At 42.8% G+C, this 17,028-nt stretch carries 12 protein-coding genes, 3 pseudogenes and 2 riboswitches; of the genes and pseudogenes, 10 read left to right on the forward strand and 5 right to left on the reverse strand.

Translation table 11 applies throughout. The annotated features are described in order from the left end of the window. Nucleotides 1–229 precede the first annotated feature (229 nt). Both FZC79_RS10705 and FZC79_RS10710 read right to left on the reverse strand, forming a co-directional pair. On the reverse strand, nucleotides 230–1,015 hold the full coding sequence (locus FZC79_RS10705) for a YqhG family protein (RefSeq protein WP_148946785.1): 786 nt from the start codon (nucleotides 1,013–1,015) through the stop codon (nucleotides 230–232). Continuing rightward, complete coding sequence (locus FZC79_RS10710) at nucleotides 984–2,681, reverse strand: DEAD/DEAH box helicase (protein ID WP_148946786.1); 1,698 nt, start codon at nucleotides 2,679–2,681, stop codon at nucleotides 984–986. Before FZC79_RS10710 ends, FZC79_RS10705 begins: the two co-directional genes overlap by 32 nt. 171 nt (nucleotides 2,682–2,852) lie before the next feature. Further along, a riboswitch (glycine riboswitch) is annotated at nucleotides 2,853–2,945 on the forward strand. A gap of 3 nt (nucleotides 2,946–2,948) precedes the next feature. Further along, a riboswitch (glycine riboswitch) is annotated at nucleotides 2,949–3,029 on the forward strand. A 121-nt stretch (nucleotides 3,030–3,150) separates the two neighbouring features. On the opposite strand from FZC79_RS10710, the gene gcvT reads away from it, so the two are divergent. The 5 genes from gcvT to FZC79_RS10735 all read left to right on the forward strand — a co-directional run bounded on the left by gcvT (nucleotide 3,151) and on the right by FZC79_RS10735 (nucleotide 9,287). Further along, nucleotides 3,151–4,257, forward strand: coding sequence for a glycine cleavage system aminomethyltransferase GcvT (gene gcvT / locus FZC79_RS10715; RefSeq protein WP_148946787.1), 1,107 nt, complete (start codon nucleotides 3,151–3,153; stop codon nucleotides 4,255–4,257). A 17-nt stretch (nucleotides 4,258–4,274) separates the two neighbouring features. After that, complete coding sequence (gcvPA, locus tag FZC79_RS10720) at nucleotides 4,275–5,621, forward strand: aminomethyl-transferring glycine dehydrogenase subunit GcvPA (RefSeq protein ID WP_148946788.1); 1,347 nt, start codon at nucleotides 4,275–4,277, stop codon at nucleotides 5,619–5,621. Continuing rightward, nucleotides 5,614–7,077 carry an aminomethyl-transferring glycine dehydrogenase subunit GcvPB gene (gene gcvPB / locus FZC79_RS10725; protein ID WP_148946789.1) on the forward strand — a complete coding sequence of 488 codons (1,464 nt, stop codon included), beginning with the start codon at nucleotides 5,614–5,616 and terminating at the stop codon, nucleotides 7,075–7,077. The genes gcvPA and gcvPB overlap by 8 nt, the downstream gene beginning before the upstream one ends. A gap of 180 nt (nucleotides 7,078–7,257) precedes the next feature. Further along, the gene (locus FZC79_RS10730) at nucleotides 7,258–7,872 is read left to right on the forward strand and encodes an ArsR/SmtB family transcription factor (protein WP_252183306.1); all 615 of its coding nucleotides are present in this window, start codon (nucleotides 7,258–7,260) and stop codon (nucleotides 7,870–7,872) included. A gap of 143 nt (nucleotides 7,873–8,015) precedes the next feature. Next, nucleotides 8,016–9,287 carry an MFS transporter gene (locus FZC79_RS10735; RefSeq protein WP_148946791.1) on the forward strand — a complete coding sequence of 424 codons (1,272 nt, stop codon included), beginning with the start codon at nucleotides 8,016–8,018 and terminating at the stop codon, nucleotides 9,285–9,287. A gap of 630 nt (nucleotides 9,288–9,917) precedes the next feature. Here the strand turns inward: FZC79_RS10735 and FZC79_RS10740 are convergent. Beyond that, on the reverse strand, nucleotides 9,918–10,232 hold the full coding sequence (locus FZC79_RS10740) for a rhodanese-like domain-containing protein (protein ID WP_187442743.1): 315 nt from the start codon (nucleotides 10,230–10,232) through the stop codon (nucleotides 9,918–9,920). A gap of 754 nt (nucleotides 10,233–10,986) precedes the next feature. Between FZC79_RS10740 and FZC79_RS10745 the strand changes: the two genes are divergently transcribed. From FZC79_RS10745 to FZC79_RS10765, 5 genes and pseudogenes are all read left to right on the forward strand, one after another. After that, complete coding sequence (locus FZC79_RS10745) at nucleotides 10,987–11,823, forward strand: lipoate--protein ligase family protein (RefSeq protein ID WP_148946792.1); 837 nt, start codon at nucleotides 10,987–10,989, stop codon at nucleotides 11,821–11,823. Nucleotides 11,824–12,204: 381 nt separating this feature from the next. Beyond that, nucleotides 12,205–12,999 (forward strand): annotated as a pseudogene (locus FZC79_RS10750) (ribonucleotide reductase N-terminal alpha domain-containing protein); the annotation flags it as partial. 408 nt (nucleotides 13,000–13,407) lie between these two features. Next, nucleotides 13,408–14,058: pseudogene (locus tag FZC79_RS10755) on the forward strand (vitamin B12-dependent ribonucleotide reductase); the annotation flags it as partial. Between the two features lie 186 nt (nucleotides 14,059–14,244). Further along, nucleotides 14,245–15,180 (forward strand): restriction endonuclease, encoded by a 936-nt coding sequence (locus FZC79_RS10760; RefSeq protein WP_148946795.1) that lies wholly within the window; start codon nucleotides 14,245–14,247, stop codon nucleotides 15,178–15,180. 60 nt (nucleotides 15,181–15,240) lie between these two features. Further along, nucleotides 15,241–16,365: pseudogene (locus FZC79_RS10765) on the forward strand (vitamin B12-dependent ribonucleotide reductase); the annotation flags it as partial. A 156-nt stretch (nucleotides 16,366–16,521) separates the two neighbouring features. Here FZC79_RS10765 and FZC79_RS10770 read toward each other — a convergent pair. Continuing rightward, entirely contained in the window at nucleotides 16,522–16,731 is a 210-nt protein-coding gene (locus FZC79_RS10770) for a hypothetical protein (RefSeq protein WP_148946797.1), read from the reverse strand. A 59-nt stretch (nucleotides 16,732–16,790) separates the two neighbouring features. Beyond that, nucleotides 16,791–17,028: transposase (locus tag FZC79_RS10775; RefSeq protein WP_148946798.1), on the reverse strand; the 238-nt coding region annotated here is incomplete at its 5' end.

Genomic DNA, 17,028 nt, shown 5'->3' on the forward strand with positions numbered 1-17,028 from the left:
AAGGATAGTGCACCTTTTTTTCTCTGAGGAACATTTGCCTGTCGGGGCTGACCTAGGCGCTTGCGCTTTTGATCCGTCCAGCTTCAGCGCCTGATGGTCCGTACCCACTGGAACGGACTTAGCCCCTCGGGGTCAAATAACCCTCAGAGAATAAAAGGAAAGCCCGCCTTTTTTTCTCTGAGGAACATTTGCCTGTCGGGGCTGATCTAGGCGCTTGCGCTTTTGTATTTTATTGGTGAAGGTAAAACAGTCCCCCGTTAATAATCTGCACATTTATTTTAGGTTCATATTGTTCAGAAAGTGCCTGCTTTTCAACAAAATAGGACTCTGGTTTTTCTTCCAGCCCATCATAGAATTGATCCAGCAAATCTAAATCTTCCTGCCAGCGTTTTCTTGCTGATTCCGCCCAGTCTGTCGGCTGCGAGAGAAGTTCTCTCTGGATCTGAGAACGGATCCTCGCAATTCCGCTGGATGGTTTGATAATCGGCGTCAGGGTGAAGGAGAAATCAGGTATTTTAGGAGTCAGGTTTTTTTTCATGAGTTCTCTGTGGAAATTCTCCTGCATCGCTCCGTTGATCAGATTTAACCCTATTGATTTCAGGAGGTCTTTTTTGAGATCGCATTGATAGGAAATTTTGATATTTAAACCCAGCCAAGGATGCAAGGGTGTTTGTTTTCCCGGAACAGCGGCCCTGCTTTCGTAAAGGCGGGTATAGCTCGCCAGCTGCCGGGCCGAGCGGAAAATTTGGTGAAGGCGGGGAGAGCCGAAATGGAGCACCTCGCCTTTGATCGTCTCTGGTGCCCTGTCCTTGTTGGTAATCAAGCAAAGTCTCATCGGGTTGGGAACCCCGCCGGTCTTCTCCAGGTAATGCCAATAAAACGGGCGGTTCATCAACTCTTTGTCCATATCAATCGTAAGTTGAACGTTCATATAGCCTGGATGGTTTTCAACTATCTGGCATTCATTGGCTGTGAAGTATCTCTCAAGAAATTGATGAATTTCGTTTTGCTGCATTTTCCTGCTCCTCCTTCATCGTTTCCGCGAATTGAATCATTGCCGACAAATTATCCATCTTGATTTTCATTTCTCCTTGTGATCGGGACTTGGTGAAGATATCCTCCATGTGCTCCTCAAATTTCCCGAAATCAAGTTTTGTCAGGATGTCATCGAGCTGACCGATAACTTTTTCAAAAAGAGTAATTTTTTCATAGAGCAGCTTCAAGATATGCTCCTCGACTGTATTCTTCGTTGCAAAATTATAAATATGGACATCTTCTGTCTGGCCGAGCCTGTGGACCCTGCCGATTCTTTGTTCCAGCCTCATCGGATTCCAGGGAAGGTCAAAGTTGATGATATGGTGGCAGAATTGAAGGTTGATTCCTTCTCCGCCGGCTTCTGTTGCTATCAATACTTGAGCATGGTTTTTAAACAGCTCCCGCATCCAGTCTTTCTTTCCTCTTTTAAAACCGCCCCTGAATGGAACCGAGGTAATGCCGTGCTGCTTGAGGAACCATTGCAGATACAGTTGTGTGGCACGATATTCTGTAAAGATGATGACCTTATCGTTAACAGACTTTATGATTTTTAGCGCCTCTTGTGCCTTGGAATTGGTTTGAACCTGTTCGACCTTTTTCATCAGCTCATTGACCCTTTGAGTGAGAACGGGGGAGGGCTGCTCTTGGCGTTCAAGCATATTTTTCAGTGTATAGAAAACCGCTTCCCGGCTGCTGCACGCCTCTCTTTGCAGAGTCAGCAGGGAAAAGGAACTTGATACCCATTCATCATATGGCCCTTTAAGAACATTGAAACTGTCATAAAGATCTCTTTCCTGCTCAGTGAAATCAATAAGGACGGTTTTGACATGCCGTTTGGTCCATTCAATGCCGGTATCGCTTCTGCGGTTACGGATCATTACCTTATTGACCAATTCCTTCAGATGAGCATCATTCCCCACAGATCTGGAGCCTTTTTTGTATTTCTCAGAAAAACCGGATTCATTTCCCAGGTGCCCGGGCTTTAATAGAGAGACAAGATGGAAAATTTCTTCTACCCGATTCTGAATAGGTGTAGCCGTCAAAAGAAGACAGAACTTCTTTTTGAGATTTTGAACAAATTCGTAGTTCTTCGTTTTATGGTTTTTTAGTTTATGTGCCTCATCGATGATCACAAGGTCGTAGTCCTGATCATAAACCTTCTCTCTATGCGGACTCCTTTTGGCTGTGTCGATGGAAGAGATGACAATATCACATTGATCCCAGACATAACTTTTCTTCTGAGCCACAGCCGGAATGTGAAATTTTGAATTCAGTTCAATAGCCCATTGAGAAACAAGTGACGCCGGAACGAGGATCAATACTTTCTTCACCAGTCCCCGAATCATGTACTCTTTTAAAATAAGTCCCGCTTCTATGGTTTTTCCGAGTCCCACTTCATCTGCTAATATCGCTTTTCCATTCATGGACTCTACAACTTGTCTGGCAACTTCAAGCTGATGGGGAAGAGGAGTAAGGTTAGACAAATGTTTTGGTGCCTGCAGCCCTTCAAAGTTCGGAATGACCGTATGTTCCTCGACCTCTACCGCCAGCTTGAACAGGTCCCAGTCTGACCACGGGCCGTCCTTCTCGATGCGGGAATCGAATTCCATACTCCAGCTGTCATCAAATAGTACTTCTACGTCCATAAAAACAACTCCTTATTTTAATCATAAAAATGATTGCCGAAAATGCTTCGTTAATGATAGGATGTAAGTAGATTTTTAAAGTTTAGAAATTTGAAAAAAACCGAACATTCTATTTCGAGCAGAATTCTTTATATTGTTAGTATGACCAATTTATTCAATGAATATTGGCGAATGAAAGCAAGAGGAGAGACTGTTGGATGACAGCGCCGAAGGAGCAAGCAAGTTTCTTGTGAATCTCTCAGGCAAAAAGACTCTTGCCGGACGCATCTCTGGAGAGTGTTTCAGTTTTACGAAGCCACCCACGAAGAAAGCCATCAAGATGGTAAACTTTCAGGTGAAAGGACAGAGGATCTCTTAACAGGGGGTTTTCTGTCCTTTTTTGTGTATTTGAATGACATCTCTTGTTAACCGGTCGGGACTAGTAAAGAAGGTTCGTAGAATGAAGATATCAGGCAAAGGGGGAAATATAATGGCAGAATTGAAACGAACGCCTTTATTTCAGGTCTACAAAGAAAATGGCGGGAAGTGCATCGATTTTGGCGGATGGGAGCTGCCTGTCCAATTCTCAAGCATTAAAGAAGAACATGAAGCGGTGCGCACCAAAGCCGGCTTGTTTGATGTATCTCATATGGGAGAGATTGAAGTCAAAGGCAGCGGTTCACTTGATTATCTTCAAAAAATGATGACAAATGATATTTCACGCATCAAAAACGGCGGTGCACAGTATACAGCCATGTGCTATGAAAACGGGGGAACCGTTGATGATCTGCTGGTTTATAAAATCGAGGATCACCATTATCTCCTGGTTGTCAATGCCTCCAATATTGAAAAAGACTATAAGTGGCTTCAGGATCATGCTGAAGAAAATGCCGAGCTGAAAAATTTATCTGAAGAATATGCCCAGTTGGCAATTCAAGGACCGCTGGCAGAACAAATTCTTCAAAAGCTGGCCAAAGACACGGCCTTAAGTGATATCGGATTTTTTAAATTCCAGAATGAAGTAGAATTAAACGGCGTCAAAGCACTTGTTTCAAGAACAGGTTATACAGGTGAAGATGGTTTTGAAATCTATTGTGCAGCAGGAAGCGCTTCAGATCTTTGGAAAGCGATCTTAGAAGCAGGCGAGCCTGAAGGTATCCTTCCATGCGGCCTCGGTGCCCGTGATACTCTTCGTTTTGAAGCGAACCTTGCCCTTTATGGACAAGAGCTTTCTGCGGATATCACTCCGATAGAAGCAGGCATCGGTTTCGCTGTAAAAGTTGATAAAGAAGCCGATTTCTTTGGAAAAGAAACATTGGTTCAACATAAAAAAGAGGGAGCTCCCCGAAAACTTGCCGGGATTGAAATGCTTGAGCGCGGAATTCCCCGCCATGGTTATAAAGTCTACGCCAATGACGAAGAGATCGGCGAAGTTACGACAGGTACACAGTCTCCTACACTTAAAAAGAATATCGGGCTTGCTCTCATTAAGTCCGAATACAGCGGCCTTGATACAGAGGTATATGTTGAGATCCGCAATAAGAAGCTTAAAGCTAAAGTAGTGCCTACACCATTCTATAAAAGACCAAAGAAGTAGCAGGGAGGGGATTCCTTATGAAACATCGTTATTTGCCGATGACAGAACAAGATCAAAAGGAAATGCTGGACACGATTGGAGTCAGCTCGGTTGATGAGCTGTTCCAAGATATTCCTGAAAAAGTAAGATTTAAAGGGGAATATAACATTAAGAAAGCGGAACCTGAGACGACATTGATGAAAGAGCTAAGCGAGATGGCTTCAAAGAATGCGGATTTGCGTTCTCATACTTCTTTCATTGGTGCAGGGGTTTATGACCATTACATGCCTGTTATTGTGGATCATGTGTTGTCACGTTCGGAATTCTACACTGCATATACACCATATCAGCCGGAAATCTCTCAAGGGGAACTGCAGGCAATCTTTGAATTCCAGACAATGATTTGTGAATTGACTGGAATGGACGTGGCTAACTCCTCCATGTATGACGGCGGTACGGCGCTTGCTGAAGCGGCGATGCTGAGCGCCGGCCAGACAAAGCGGAAGAAGGTTCTTGTTTCAAGTACAGTCCATCCTGAATCAAGAGATGTTCTGCGTGCTTATGCGAAAGGACAATATATTGAAGTAGTCGAAATCCCTCATAAAGATGGTGTGACGGACGCGGCAGCTTTAGAGGAAATGATGTCTGATGAAATCGCAGCTGTCATTGTCCAATATCCTAACTTCTTTGGAAGAATTGAAGAATTAGCGAAGCTTGAGGGCATCGTACATGACAAGAAAGCGATGTTTGTTGTGTCTTCTAATCCATTGGCGCTTGGCGTATTAACGCCTCCTGGAAAATTGGGAGCTGATATTGTGATTGGTGATGCACAGCCGTTTGGAATTCCGACAGCGTTCGGCGGACCGCACTGCGGATATTTTGCTGTAACAAAGAAACTGATGCGTAAGGTCCCTGGCCGCCTGGTCGGACAGACCGTTGATGAGGATGGCCAGCGAGGATTCGTCTTGACTCTTCAGGCTCGTGAGCAGCATATCCGCCGTGATAAAGCGACTTCCAATATTTGTTCGAACCAGGCCCTTAATGCCCTTGCTGCTTCCGTTGCAATGACGGCCCTAGGAAAGAACGGCGTTAAAGAAATGGCAGTCCAGAACATCCAAAAGGCACATTATGCTAAGGAAGCCCTTAAACAAAATGGTGTGGAGGCTGCATTCGAAGGTCCTTCCTTCAATGAATTCGTCATCAAAACCAGCCGCCCTGTAAAAGAAATTAATTCAGCTCTGCTTCAAAAAGGAATCATCGGAGGATACGACCTTGGTCTTGTGAATTCCGATCTAAATCAGCATATGCTTGTAGCGGTTACAGAACTTCGCACAAAAGAAGAAATCGATACATTTGCTAAAGAATTGGGGGATTATCATGAATAAGAACGATCAGCCTCTCATTTTTGAATTATCAAAAGAAGGACGTACCGGCTTCAGCCTTCCTGAAATGGATGTTCCGCAAGTAGACTTGTCCCAACTGATTCCTGCAGGATACACTCGTGAAGAAGCACCGGAACTTCCGGAGGTTTCTGAACTGGATATCATGCGCCACTACACTGCCTTGTCCAAGCGCAATCATGGGGTGGACTCCGGTTTTTACCCGTTAGGTTCATGTACCATGAAGTACAATCCGAAAATCAATGAAAATGTGGCCAGATTCAACGGCTTCGCCCATCTTCATCCTCTACAGGAGACAGAAGGTGTTCAAGGAGCATTGGAATTGATGTTCGATCTACAGGAACATTTAAAAGAAATCACTGGAATGGATGAAGTGACTCTTCAGCCTGCGGCAGGTGCTCATGGAGAATGGACGGGATTGATGATGATCCGTGCCTACCACGAAGCAAATGGAGATACCAAACGTACGAAGGTCATCGTTCCTGATTCTGCGCATGGAACGAACCCTGCTTCCGCAACCGTCGCAGGATTTGAAACAGTTACGGTGAAATCCGACGATAACGGATTGGTTGATATGGAAGACCTTAAACGTGTTGTTGGTGATGATACAGCCGCTCTAATGCTTACGAACCCTAATACATTGGGCTTGTTTGAAGAAAATATTTTGGAAATGGCTGCAATTGTCCATAAGGCAGGCGGAAAGCTGTATTATGATGGCGCCAATCTTAATGCGGTTATGTCGAAAGCACGTCCTGGTGACATGGGCTTTGATGTTGTCCACCTTAATCTTCATAAAACATTTACTGGACCACATGGAGGAGGCGGACCTGGAAGCGGACCTGTTGGAGTCAAATCCGATTTGATTCCATATCTTCCTAAGCCTATCCTGGTTAAGCGCGAAGACGGATACGCATTTGAATACGACCGTCCTCAGTCAATCGGACGTGTGAAGCCTTACTATGGCAACTTCGGGATTAATGTCCGTGCCTATACGTATATCCGTACAATGGGTCCTGACGGGTTAAAGGCAGTAACGGAAAATGCGGTCATCAATGCCAACTATATGATGAGAAGGCTGGCTCCACACTTCGACCTGCCGTATGACCGTCATTGCAAACATGAATTTGTCATCAGCGGAAAGCGTCAGAAGAAATTGGGAGTCCGCACCCTGGATATCGCCAAGCGCCTGCTTGATTTCGGATATCATCCGCCAACCATCTACTTCCCATTGAATGTAGAGGAATGTATGATGATTGAGCCGACCGAAACAGAGTCCAAAGAAACAATCGATGATTTTATCGATGCCATGATCCAAATTGCAAAAGAATCAGAAGAAAATCCAGAGATAGTACAGGAAGCACCGCATACGACAGTCATCAAGCGTCTTGATGAAACGCTTGCGGCCCGTAAACCTGTGCTGCGTTATACAAGGGAAGGTTAAATAGATGAAGGATGTCCTTTTGCAGGGCATCCTTTTTGCAATCCCGAACGGAAATCTAATTATAAAAATAATAAAAATGGGTATTGCTAAATATTAGTAAGTTTGATAAATTAAACTTAACCGGTAAAATTAATTTAACCGAGTTAAAAAATGAAACAGTGGTGAGAAGAATTGGAATCTATGATGATCATCAGGGACTACAATCAATTGAAAGCTTTAAGTGACCCATTCAGAGTGAAGTTGATGTTAAGGCTGGTGGAAAGCCCGTTTACTGGGCAGCAGCTATCAGAGATATTCGATCTTTCACGGGCAAGAATTCATTATCACCTTCGTGAGCTGGAAAAGCTGGGATTGATTGAAATCGTTAAGACAGAAGAAAAGAATGGAATCATTCAAAAGTTCTATCAGTCTGTAGCCAGCGGATTTTACCCGGATGCCAGCCTTATGCCCCATAAAGAGGAAATCAGCAATACAAAAAGGCAGATGCTTTATGGGATGCTGGATAGGACCATGACCAGGCTTCTGGAGGCTCCAAACGACGCGTTTGAAGAAGCGGGCCCTAATGATCCCGGAGACTGGAATATTCTTGCGACTTCATGGGAAACAAAGGTGACAGAAGAGAATTTCAGATGGTATACGAAAAAATATTTTGAGCTCTTGGAAGAGTTGCAGAGTCGAGCAGAGAAGGATGCCAATAATCCGGATGCCAAGCATTATTATATGTCAGGTTATGGTTTCCAGGTAACTGAATCTAACTTTGAGAAAAGGGTTTCCAATACAGATGAAAATGAATAATTAGGAGATTCAGTATGAATCTCCATTCTTAGACCTTTCGGTAAAATAATTTTAACCGGTAAGTTTATTTTGTAGAACAACATCTTAATTTTTTTTGGCTGAACGGTAAAAAAAATTTACCCGTATAGAAAGGAGTTTTAATGATGAAAGAACTGTTGATGAGAAATCGAAATTTTGCTGCTTTATTCTTCGGAAGAATGGTAACGAATATGGGTGACAGTCTTTATTATGTAGCAGCTATGTGGCTTGTATTTGAATTAGGTGGAAGTGCCTTTTACACTGGCTTAGCAGGATTTCTGACCCTTCTGCCTGGAACTTTGCAATTTTTGACGGGACCGGTCATCGATAAATTGCAGATTCAGAAACTACTTGTATGGACGCAGATATTGCAGGCGATACTGGTGCTGCTTATTCCTATAGCCCACTATGCAGGGTTTCTCAGTGTGTCCTTTATACTTGTGATCATGCCGGTTATATCTGCTATTGAACAATTTGCTTATCCAGGGCAATCGGCACTCTTGCCGAGGCTTATCCGGAAAGACCAGCTTGTGAAGGGCAACTCGCTTTTTTCTTTTGCTTATCAAGGTGTCGACCTGGCTTTTAACGCCATTGCGGGGATTTTGGTCGCTTTGGTGGGGGCAATCACTCTTTATATGATCGATGCCGTCACATTCATCATTGCGGCTATTCTCTTCAGATTGATTAATGTAAAGGGGGAGAAGCAAGTAACTGGGCAAAATGGAACTTCGGTAAAAGAAAAAGCTGTTTCGTATAAGAAAGATTTAGCTGAAGGATTTGGCATCGTCTTCCGATCAAAGCTGGCGAAATTCTTACTAGGTTCCGTTGTTGCAAATTTTGCTATCGGTTCAACATACGCGGTGCTGCCTGCCTTCGCGGAACTCAGAGGAGGTTCTGAAGCCTATGGGCTTTATTTAGCAGCCATATCGGGAGGGGCATTGATCGGCGCTCTGTCGGCTTCTTTCTTTGAAAAGTACTCACTAGGAAGACTTGTGATCATATTATTCTTTCTCGGAGGCAGCTGCTGGATGATATCAGGATTTATTTCATCTACCACTGTCAGTATTCTTTTCTTCGGAATATCGTGGATCCCGATTGGAGCAACTAATGTCATCATGGGAGCAGCGATTCAATCGGTTGTTCCTCAACATTTAATGGGAAGAATTTTTTCGGTCACTGCTTCTCTTGGGGCGGCTGCTATGCCATTTGGCTCTTTGCTGGGAGGATACCTGGCCGATGCAGTCAATCCGGTGGCGGTGTTTGCCGGCTCAGCTGCAGGGGTGATCTTTGTTTCGATCGTTTGGTTATTGGACCGGGCTTTGCGTACGCTGCCCAGCTCAGTGGACATAAACCCGGAAGAGCTTGGGCTGTCCACTGATGTGAAGCTGACTTCTTGAATGAAGATTAGATCCTGGGGGCATGCGCCACCCATAATTATAGTGGAGGGTATGCTTGGTTTTAAGCCAATAATAAAAAAGCCGATTTCAACTGAAATCGGCTTTTGTTAATCACCCTACTATAATCTTAATTACTCTTTTTAGTATAGTGTTTACGCTCTAATCACCATACTATAATCTTGGTTGCTCTTTTTAGTATAGTGTTTACACTCTAATCACCATATTATTATCTTGATTACTCTTTTTAGTATAGTGTTTACGCTCTATTCACCATACTATAATCATGGTTGCTCTTTTTAGTATAGTGTTTACACTCTAATCACCATATTATTATCTTGATTACTCTTTTTAGTATAGTGTTTACGCTTTAAACACCATATTATAATCTTGATTACTCTTTTTAGTATGGTGTTTACGCTCTAATCACCATATTATAATCTTTGATTACTCTTTTTAGTATTGTGTCTCTTGCTCATATAAGAAAAATATTCTTATCGTAAATCGGGAAGCGTTCCTAAATCCAGCTTCAGCGCCCAGCCCCTCGGGATCAAATAACCCCCGGAGAATAAAAGTTATTCTCCAGGGAACAATTGCCTGTCGGGGGTAAACTGGGGGCATCCGCTTTTTTTATTATTTCTTCTTTTTTATCTTTCCTGTCCACTTCTTGAACCCGCCCTGTAATTGGTGAAGGTCCCTGTAGCCATTGCGGCGAAGCATTTGTGCTGCCCTGCCGCTGCGCATGCCGCTCTGGCAGTATAGATATACCGGCTGGTCATTGCGGACTTCCTGCTTCCTTTGTTTCAACTGGGAGAGCGGAATATTCCTTGCGCCGAGGATGTGGCCGTTTTCGTACTCATTCGGTTCCCTGACATCAATCAACTGGGCTTTACGGTATCCTGCACGGAACTCTTCTTCCGTTAGGTTATTTACAATACGCTTTTGCATAAAAAACGTAATTATTGAATAGACGATGATCGCCCCTAAAACGACTAGTAAAAAATATAAACCTGACAAAATTCCTGACCCCTTTCACAATTCACTATTCTCTATTATATTCTCTCTTTTGCGAAGATACAAAAGAAATCTATTTCTATTATATTATTGTCTATTAGGGAGAACAAGAATTCTTTTTGAAAGGTATGTGACTTTTAAAGGGCAGGGTGTTTTGCACGCTCTTTTTGCGAAGATTCTATTATCCTGACTTAACTGTGCGTTTTCAGGTTAATCATACCAATAACTCTTGGTCTATCTGACTTAATGGTGTGATTCCAGGCTAAACATGCCGTTAACTTTTTGTTACCCTGACTTAATGGTGCGTTTTGAGGTTAATCACACCATTAACTTTTTGTTACCCTGACTTAATGGTGCGTTTCCCGGCTAATCATGCCATTATCTTCTGAACTCCAAGACTTAACGGTAAGTTTCCAAGCTATTTATACCGTTATCTTCTAGTCTCCCTTACTTAATGGTACGTTTTTCTACATTAACTCATCTACACCGGCATACCCCTTATCTTTAAAAAAGAGTAAATAGAAATCGAACCTTTTGCTGGATTGACATATGCTAAAATTCTTCTTCTGCCGACCTACTGTCTTATCCAGTGTCCATTCAACCAGGCCGGTCTTTTCTTCTTTGTTTTTTTCTTATACTTTGATAGACTAGAAATCGACTTTAATAAGAGTAAAAGAGGTATAAGGTTATGAGCAAAGAAGTATGGCGGTATATCGACTCGGGGAATTGTTCCCCGTCCTATAACATGGCATTGGATGAAGCGCTGCTCGATTGGCATAGTGAAGGGAAAATCCCTCCTGTTATCCGCTTTTACGGGTGGGACCCCGCGACTCTGTCGGTAGGCTATTTCCAGAAGGTTGAAAAAGAAATCAATATGGAGGCTGTGAAAGAACACGGCCTGGGCTTTGTCCGCCGTCCGACAGGCGGAAGGGGCGTCCTTCATGAACATGAACTTACATATAGCGTGATTGTAACGGAAGAGCATCCGGAAATGCCTAAGACAGTCACAGAGGCTTACCGGGTCATATCAGAAGGAATTCTCAGGGGATTCAGAGCTTTGGGGCTGGAAGCTTATTTTGCAGTGCCAAGGACGGAAGAAGAAAAACAGGGTTTGAAAAGTCCGCGGTCGGCTGTCTGTTTTGATGCGCCAAGCTGGTATGAACTTGTGGTAGAAGGCAGAAAGGTAGCCGGCAGTGCCCAGACCCGCCAAAAAGGCGTCATCCTCCAGCACGGTTCTATTTTGCTTGATCTTGATGAAGACAAATTATTCAGCTTGTTCAAGTATCCGAATGACCGGGTGAAGGAACGTATGCAGCGTGCTTTTAAGAGCAAGGCTGTGGCTGTCAATGAAGTCAGCAGTGAAACCGTTACCCTCGACATGGCGAAGGCCGCTTTCAAAGAAGGGTTTGAGCAAGGATTGGGAATAGAGCTCGAGCCGTATGTACTTTCACCGGAAGAAACACAATATGTAGAGGACCTTGCTAAAAGAAGATACGAATCAGATGAATGGAATTTTAAAAGGTAGACCTTTTGTTCAAGATGAAAGAATTGTATAAACTTTTTTCGAATCTCAAAAAGCGATGAAAATCGCTTTTTTCCTTTTCATAAAAGGGTTAGAAGAAGGCCGTTATTTTTCAACCTTGAAAATTGTCGGGTTTTGTTGATTTGTGCTGGCTAATCTATGATTCCCTTCCGATCTCTTCTCTTTCCAGCCTATTTTCAGTTTGACAAAAAAGTTTTACCATGAACCTAACACTATATATAGTGTGTCGAAAAATATTTTACACACTATATATAGTGTGTATTGGTTGATTTTCATTACCGGCTGTGATAGATTTATTTTTGAATTTAACAACTAAGATAGAAACAAAAACCATTCAATATAGTAGTTTAAGGAGTTGTATTTATGTCTGTCGTATCCAAACAAGAAATGATAGTTAACAGAGAGAGTCTGAATAAAGCGATCGGTATGTTTCCGCAAGTCCATCCTATTACCCCGGATATGAACATTACGCATAAGGGTGTATCCCGCCTCGTAATGATTGACCGCTACTCATTTAAAGACACTGAAAAGATCACCCTTACTGAAGGAGATTTCGTTGTTTTAACAATCAAGGAAGATCCAAAATTCCCTGCAAGAGGGCTTGGTTTCATAAAGAGCCTTGACCGGGAGAACAAGCAGGCTGAAGTCTTGATCATTGAGGAGTACAGAAGTTCCATCGATAACCCACTGGAAGCTGAAAACGGTGTTGTTAAACGCTCTTTGGATGTGATTGAGAAACCGCTCGAGATCTTCTATGAGCAAATCGCAAAGAGAAACGCAACAGGGCTTGCCAGTGTCGAGACGACAGAAGAAAAAAGACAGGAATGGTTCGAGAAATTCTACCACGAACTCGTCAATATGAATTTTGTGCCGGCTGGCCGTGTATTGTACGGAGCAGGTGCTGATACGGACGTCACTTATTTCAACTGTTATGTTATGCCTTTCGTGAAAGATTCCAGGGACGGCATTTCTGACCACCGCAAACAAGTGATGGAAATCATGAGCCGCGGCGGCGGAGTCGGAACGAACGGATCAACTTTAAGGCCAAGAAACGCACTGGCACGCGGTGTGAACGGAAAATCATCTGGATCTGTATCGTGGCTGGATGATATTGCGAAGCTGACTCATCTTGTTGAACAGGGTGGATCAAGACGTGGTAAATAAGTGCCTCGTCTATAAATAAACCTCGTGAATTGCTGGAAACTCTTTAATAGTAATCATGTAAATGTCATCCGAAAATGAAAATAGAGGAGACAATCATGAAACTATATGACGCGAATATTTTACTAATATAAAAATTAGCGTATAAATGACTTACTGGCTACAACGCAGCTGGAAACGGCAAACGTGAATGCTAAAAAACAGTAAGTGGAAAAAGACAATCAGCAGCCAAGCTCCTTTAAAATGGAGAAGGTTCAACGACCATCGAAAGCACGCTGTAACAGCGGAAGCGAGTAGAGTAGGAATCAAGCGGTTCCCAAGTGCGAGGACACTCAAAAGAGTGTAAGATATGGTCTGAACTCTAAGGTGACTTAGAGAGTTGAAGTAGCGTATCAACGTAACGTATTGGCCCAAATGATCATGTTGTCAGACTGGCACCCGGACATCATTGAATTCATCATTTCAAAGATGCAAAACCCGCGTATTCTGCGCTATCTTCTTGAAAATACAGAAGATGAGCAGATCAAAAAAGCTGCACAGGATAAATTGAAATTCACTCCTCTTACAGCACAGGAACAAGATATGTATCAAGGAATCATTAACTACAAACAGATTCCCGGGCTGGGAGGATTTTCGGACAAGATCATCAAGGAAGCTGAAGAGAAGCTCAGAACTGGCGGTACTTACTCTGTCCATAATTCTGAATTCCTTACAGGCGCGAATATTTCAGTTTGTCTGACAAGCGATTTCATGGAAGCCGTCGAAAATGACGAAGAATACAGCCTGCGATTCCCTGATGTAGAGAAATATGATGAAGAAGAGATGAAGTTCTATAATGAAAACTGGCATGAAATCGGTGACGTTAGAGAGTGGGAACAGATGGGCTACAAAGTCCGTACCTACAGAAAGATGAGAGCCAAAGAATTATGGAATCTGATCAATGTATGTGCGACTTATTCTGCTGAACCAGGTATCTTCTTTATCGATAACGCCAACGACATGACAAATGCAAAAGCATATGGACAAAAAGTTGTGGCGACAAATCCGTGTGGTGAATAGTTTGCCTCACGTTAAAAATCGCGGGATAAAGCGGGAAGGCTGAGATGCTAATCCGAACCGAAGGCTGGATCTAACGCTTCAGTCAGGGGCAACGCATAGGCAGTGAAACTCATTTTTGAGAATATAATCTGCCCACGAGACCGCGACATCACAAAAAATAGTAACACTGAAGGGTGATTGCTCATGAATAGAGGCTATGCGGGATTTTATAAGGACCATTACTTAAGAAGTTCTTATGAGTATGCCTATGCTAGATATCTTGATCATCATTCGATGCAGTGGAGCTATGAAGACGATATTTTTGACTTAGGATATCGAAAATATAAACCTGATTTCTTTTTCTATAACAAAAACGGTGAGCTTGTAAAAATAGTGGAGGTAAAATCAAGAAACGAACAAGAAAAGAAAAGAGCCTTATTGATCCTAAACTCAATTGAAAAATTGTATAATGTTAGATGCGAATTAGTATCCTATGAAGACTTGTTGGAACTATATCAAGAGTTACCATTCTCATTGAATTCTGTAATTACAGAATGGATTAATTCAAAAGATACAACAATTAACAAAGCGGCATTTGGAAAATTAAATGGTCACTACAATCTGAGACATAGCGCTAAGGCAAAGAAGGCAATTGGCCGCAATACAAAGAAGTTATGGGCATCCAATAGCATTTCAAAACAGAGGATGATTGATGGGTTGAGAAACTCAGGACTAGCACAAAAAGGAAAACACAAAAAGCCTAGGGAAACCAGGTGCTGTAAAAAATGTGGTAGACCTTTTCTAGTAATAGTAACTTCTTCTAAAAAATATTGTGGCCGGTCATGTTCAGGTAATATAGCAATAGTGATAGCAACAAATGCCAGTATGGTTAAGAGACAACAAGTTCATAAGGAAATACAAAATTATATAATTCAGTGGTCTAAGGATAATAAGGATCTTGTTCAAAGTACTCCTTTTAACAAGATTAAATCTTCTATTAACCCGTTAATTGATCAAATCCACTATAGGTTTGGAGTAAAGGATTTTCGTGTAATCTCTAAATCGGTTTTTGGAGAAGATCGAGGAAGAAAAGAGTTACTCAGGTTTATGAAAAACATTTGTGATGAAAATGTATGCTGAACTTACAGGAATTCAACTGTAAGAACTATCGGATAAAAAGCCGGTAGGATAACAAAATTGGAACAACCACTTGCACCATTTTCCGTCTGCAACCTCGCAGCTGTGAATCTTGCACAATTTGCGGACAAAGAAAATAAAACAGTCGATTTTGAAAAACTGAAGCAGACAGTAGAAGTTGGCGTACGTATGCAGGATAACGTAATTGATGCCACTCCTTACTTCCTTGAGCAGAACAAAAAGCAGGCACTCGGAGAACGCCGAGTCGGCTTAGGTGTCATGGGGCTTGCTGATTTACTGATCTACTGTGAAAAAAAATATGGATCAGAGGAAGGCAACAGGCTTGTGGATGAAGTATTCGAGACCATTGCCGTGACAGCTTATCGTGCATCTGTTGAATTATCGAAGGAAAAAGGCAGCTTCCCATTCCTTCAAGGTGAGACAGAAGGCGAAACGAACCGCCTGAGAGAGGCATTCATCAATACAGGCTATATGAGCAAAATGCCTGAGGATGTCCGCCAGTCTATCAAGGAAAACGGCATACGAAACTCCCATCTTCTTACTGTTGCCCCAACTGGCAGCACAGGAACGATGGTAGGTGTGGCGACAGGGCTTGAACCTTACTTCTCCTTCACTTATTACCGAAGCGGACGTCTGGGGAAATTCATCGAAGTGAAGGCTGAAATTGTACAAGAGTATCTTGACCGCAATCCTGAAATAGATTCGGATACACTTCCGGAATGGTTCGTCTCTTCGATGGAGCTGGCTCCTGAAGCCCATGCAGATGTCCAGTGTGTTATCCAGCGCTGGATTGACAGCTCTATCTCAAAGACAGTCAACGCGCCAAGAGGCTATACGGTTGATCAGGTTCAAGGAGTGTACGAAAGATTGTATAAGGGCGGAGCGAAAGGCGGGACAGTCTACGTGGATGGAAGCCGTGATTCACAGGTTCTGACTCTGAAAGCGGAAGAGAACAGCTTTGATGAAGAAGAAACAGCACCACAGGCACCACAAGGCAAAAAGCCGGTGGTACTGGTTGATACCATCCAGGATGTCAGGTCAACAGATGTGACAATTGGATCTGAAGTAGGAAATACTTGTCCGGTCTGCCGGAAAGGTACCGTCAAAGATATGGGCGGATGCAACACATGTACCAACTGTGGAGCACAATTGAAATGCGGATTATAATCTAAGTAGAAGGGGGATTTGTTCCTCCTTCTTTTTTGTATACTCTTTGTATGAAAACTCCTTTGGCCAGAAGGCAACACTAAGCTAAGCCCTCCATCTTCTCATTTTTTTGGGGGCCAAGGATCATCTGTTAGCTAATTTATTACTTATTGATTATTAGGCAGACTTATCTTCTCTCAATTCTATGTTGTAGCCTTTCTTCTTTAGATATTGAATTATTTTTTGGTCTTTGTTTTGTTCTTTCTGCTGATAATAATCAGGGCCTAGTTCCTGATAGGGTTCTTTTGTTTTTAGAATGTTATAAGCAATTGTTAAAAGTAAATGAGCAGATGCGATACGAGCTTTGGCTTTCCCTTGTCGTTTCATAATTCTTTTTCGATGTGCAGAAATGCGGTTAACCTGTCTGTCTGTAGCGAATGAACACTCTACGGCAACCGTTCGGAGAGCTTTGTTTCCATTGGTCGTTTTACTTTTTTTTTAATCCCAGCACTCTCATAGTTTCCTGGACTTACACCAGCCCAAGACGCCAAACGCTTTGCTGATCCAAAAACCGACATGTCCACTCCCATTTCGGCTATAAAAATCGCGGCTGAGTCTTTATTCACGCCAGGTATCGTATCTAACAGTTCGCATTCCTCTCGATACGGAATGAGTACCTGATCA

This window comes from Rossellomorea vietnamensis (assembly GCF_008180615.1).
Classification (GTDB): domain Bacteria; phylum Bacillota; class Bacilli; order Bacillales; family Bacillaceae_B; genus Rossellomorea; species Rossellomorea vietnamensis_D.

Excerpts from the sequence above, each read along its gene's own strand:
- FZC79_RS10705 (WP_148946785.1), bottom strand. The coding sequence starts at position 1,015 with ATGCAGCAAAACGAAATTCATCAATTTCTTGAGAGATACTTCACAGCC.
- FZC79_RS10710 (WP_148946786.1), bottom strand. The coding sequence starts at position 2,681 with ATGGACGTAGAAGTACTATTTGATGACAGCTGGAGTATGGAATTCGAT.
- gcvT (WP_148946787.1), top strand. The coding sequence starts at position 3,151 with ATGGCAGAATTGAAACGAACGCCTTTATTTCAGGTCTACAAAGAAAAT.
- gcvPA (WP_148946788.1), top strand. The coding sequence starts at position 4,275 with ATGAAACATCGTTATTTGCCGATGACAGAACAAGATCAAAAGGAAATG.
- gcvPB (WP_148946789.1), top strand. The coding sequence starts at position 5,614 with ATGAATAAGAACGATCAGCCTCTCATTTTTGAATTATCAAAAGAAGGA.
- FZC79_RS10730 (WP_252183306.1), top strand. The coding sequence starts at position 7,258 with ATGATGATCATCAGGGACTACAATCAATTGAAAGCTTTAAGTGACCCA.
- FZC79_RS10735 (WP_148946791.1), top strand. The coding sequence starts at position 8,016 with ATGAAAGAACTGTTGATGAGAAATCGAAATTTTGCTGCTTTATTCTTC.
- FZC79_RS10740 (WP_187442743.1), bottom strand. The coding sequence starts at position 10,232 with ATGCAAAAGCGTATTGTAAATAACCTAACGGAAGAAGAGTTCCGTGCA.
- FZC79_RS10745 (WP_148946792.1), top strand. The coding sequence starts at position 10,987 with ATGAGCAAAGAAGTATGGCGGTATATCGACTCGGGGAATTGTTCCCCG.
- FZC79_RS10760 (WP_148946795.1), top strand. The coding sequence starts at position 14,245 with ATGAATAGAGGCTATGCGGGATTTTATAAGGACCATTACTTAAGAAGT.
- FZC79_RS10770 (WP_148946797.1), bottom strand. The coding sequence starts at position 16,731 with ATGAAACGACAAGGGAAAGCCAAAGCTCGTATCGCATCTGCTCATTTA.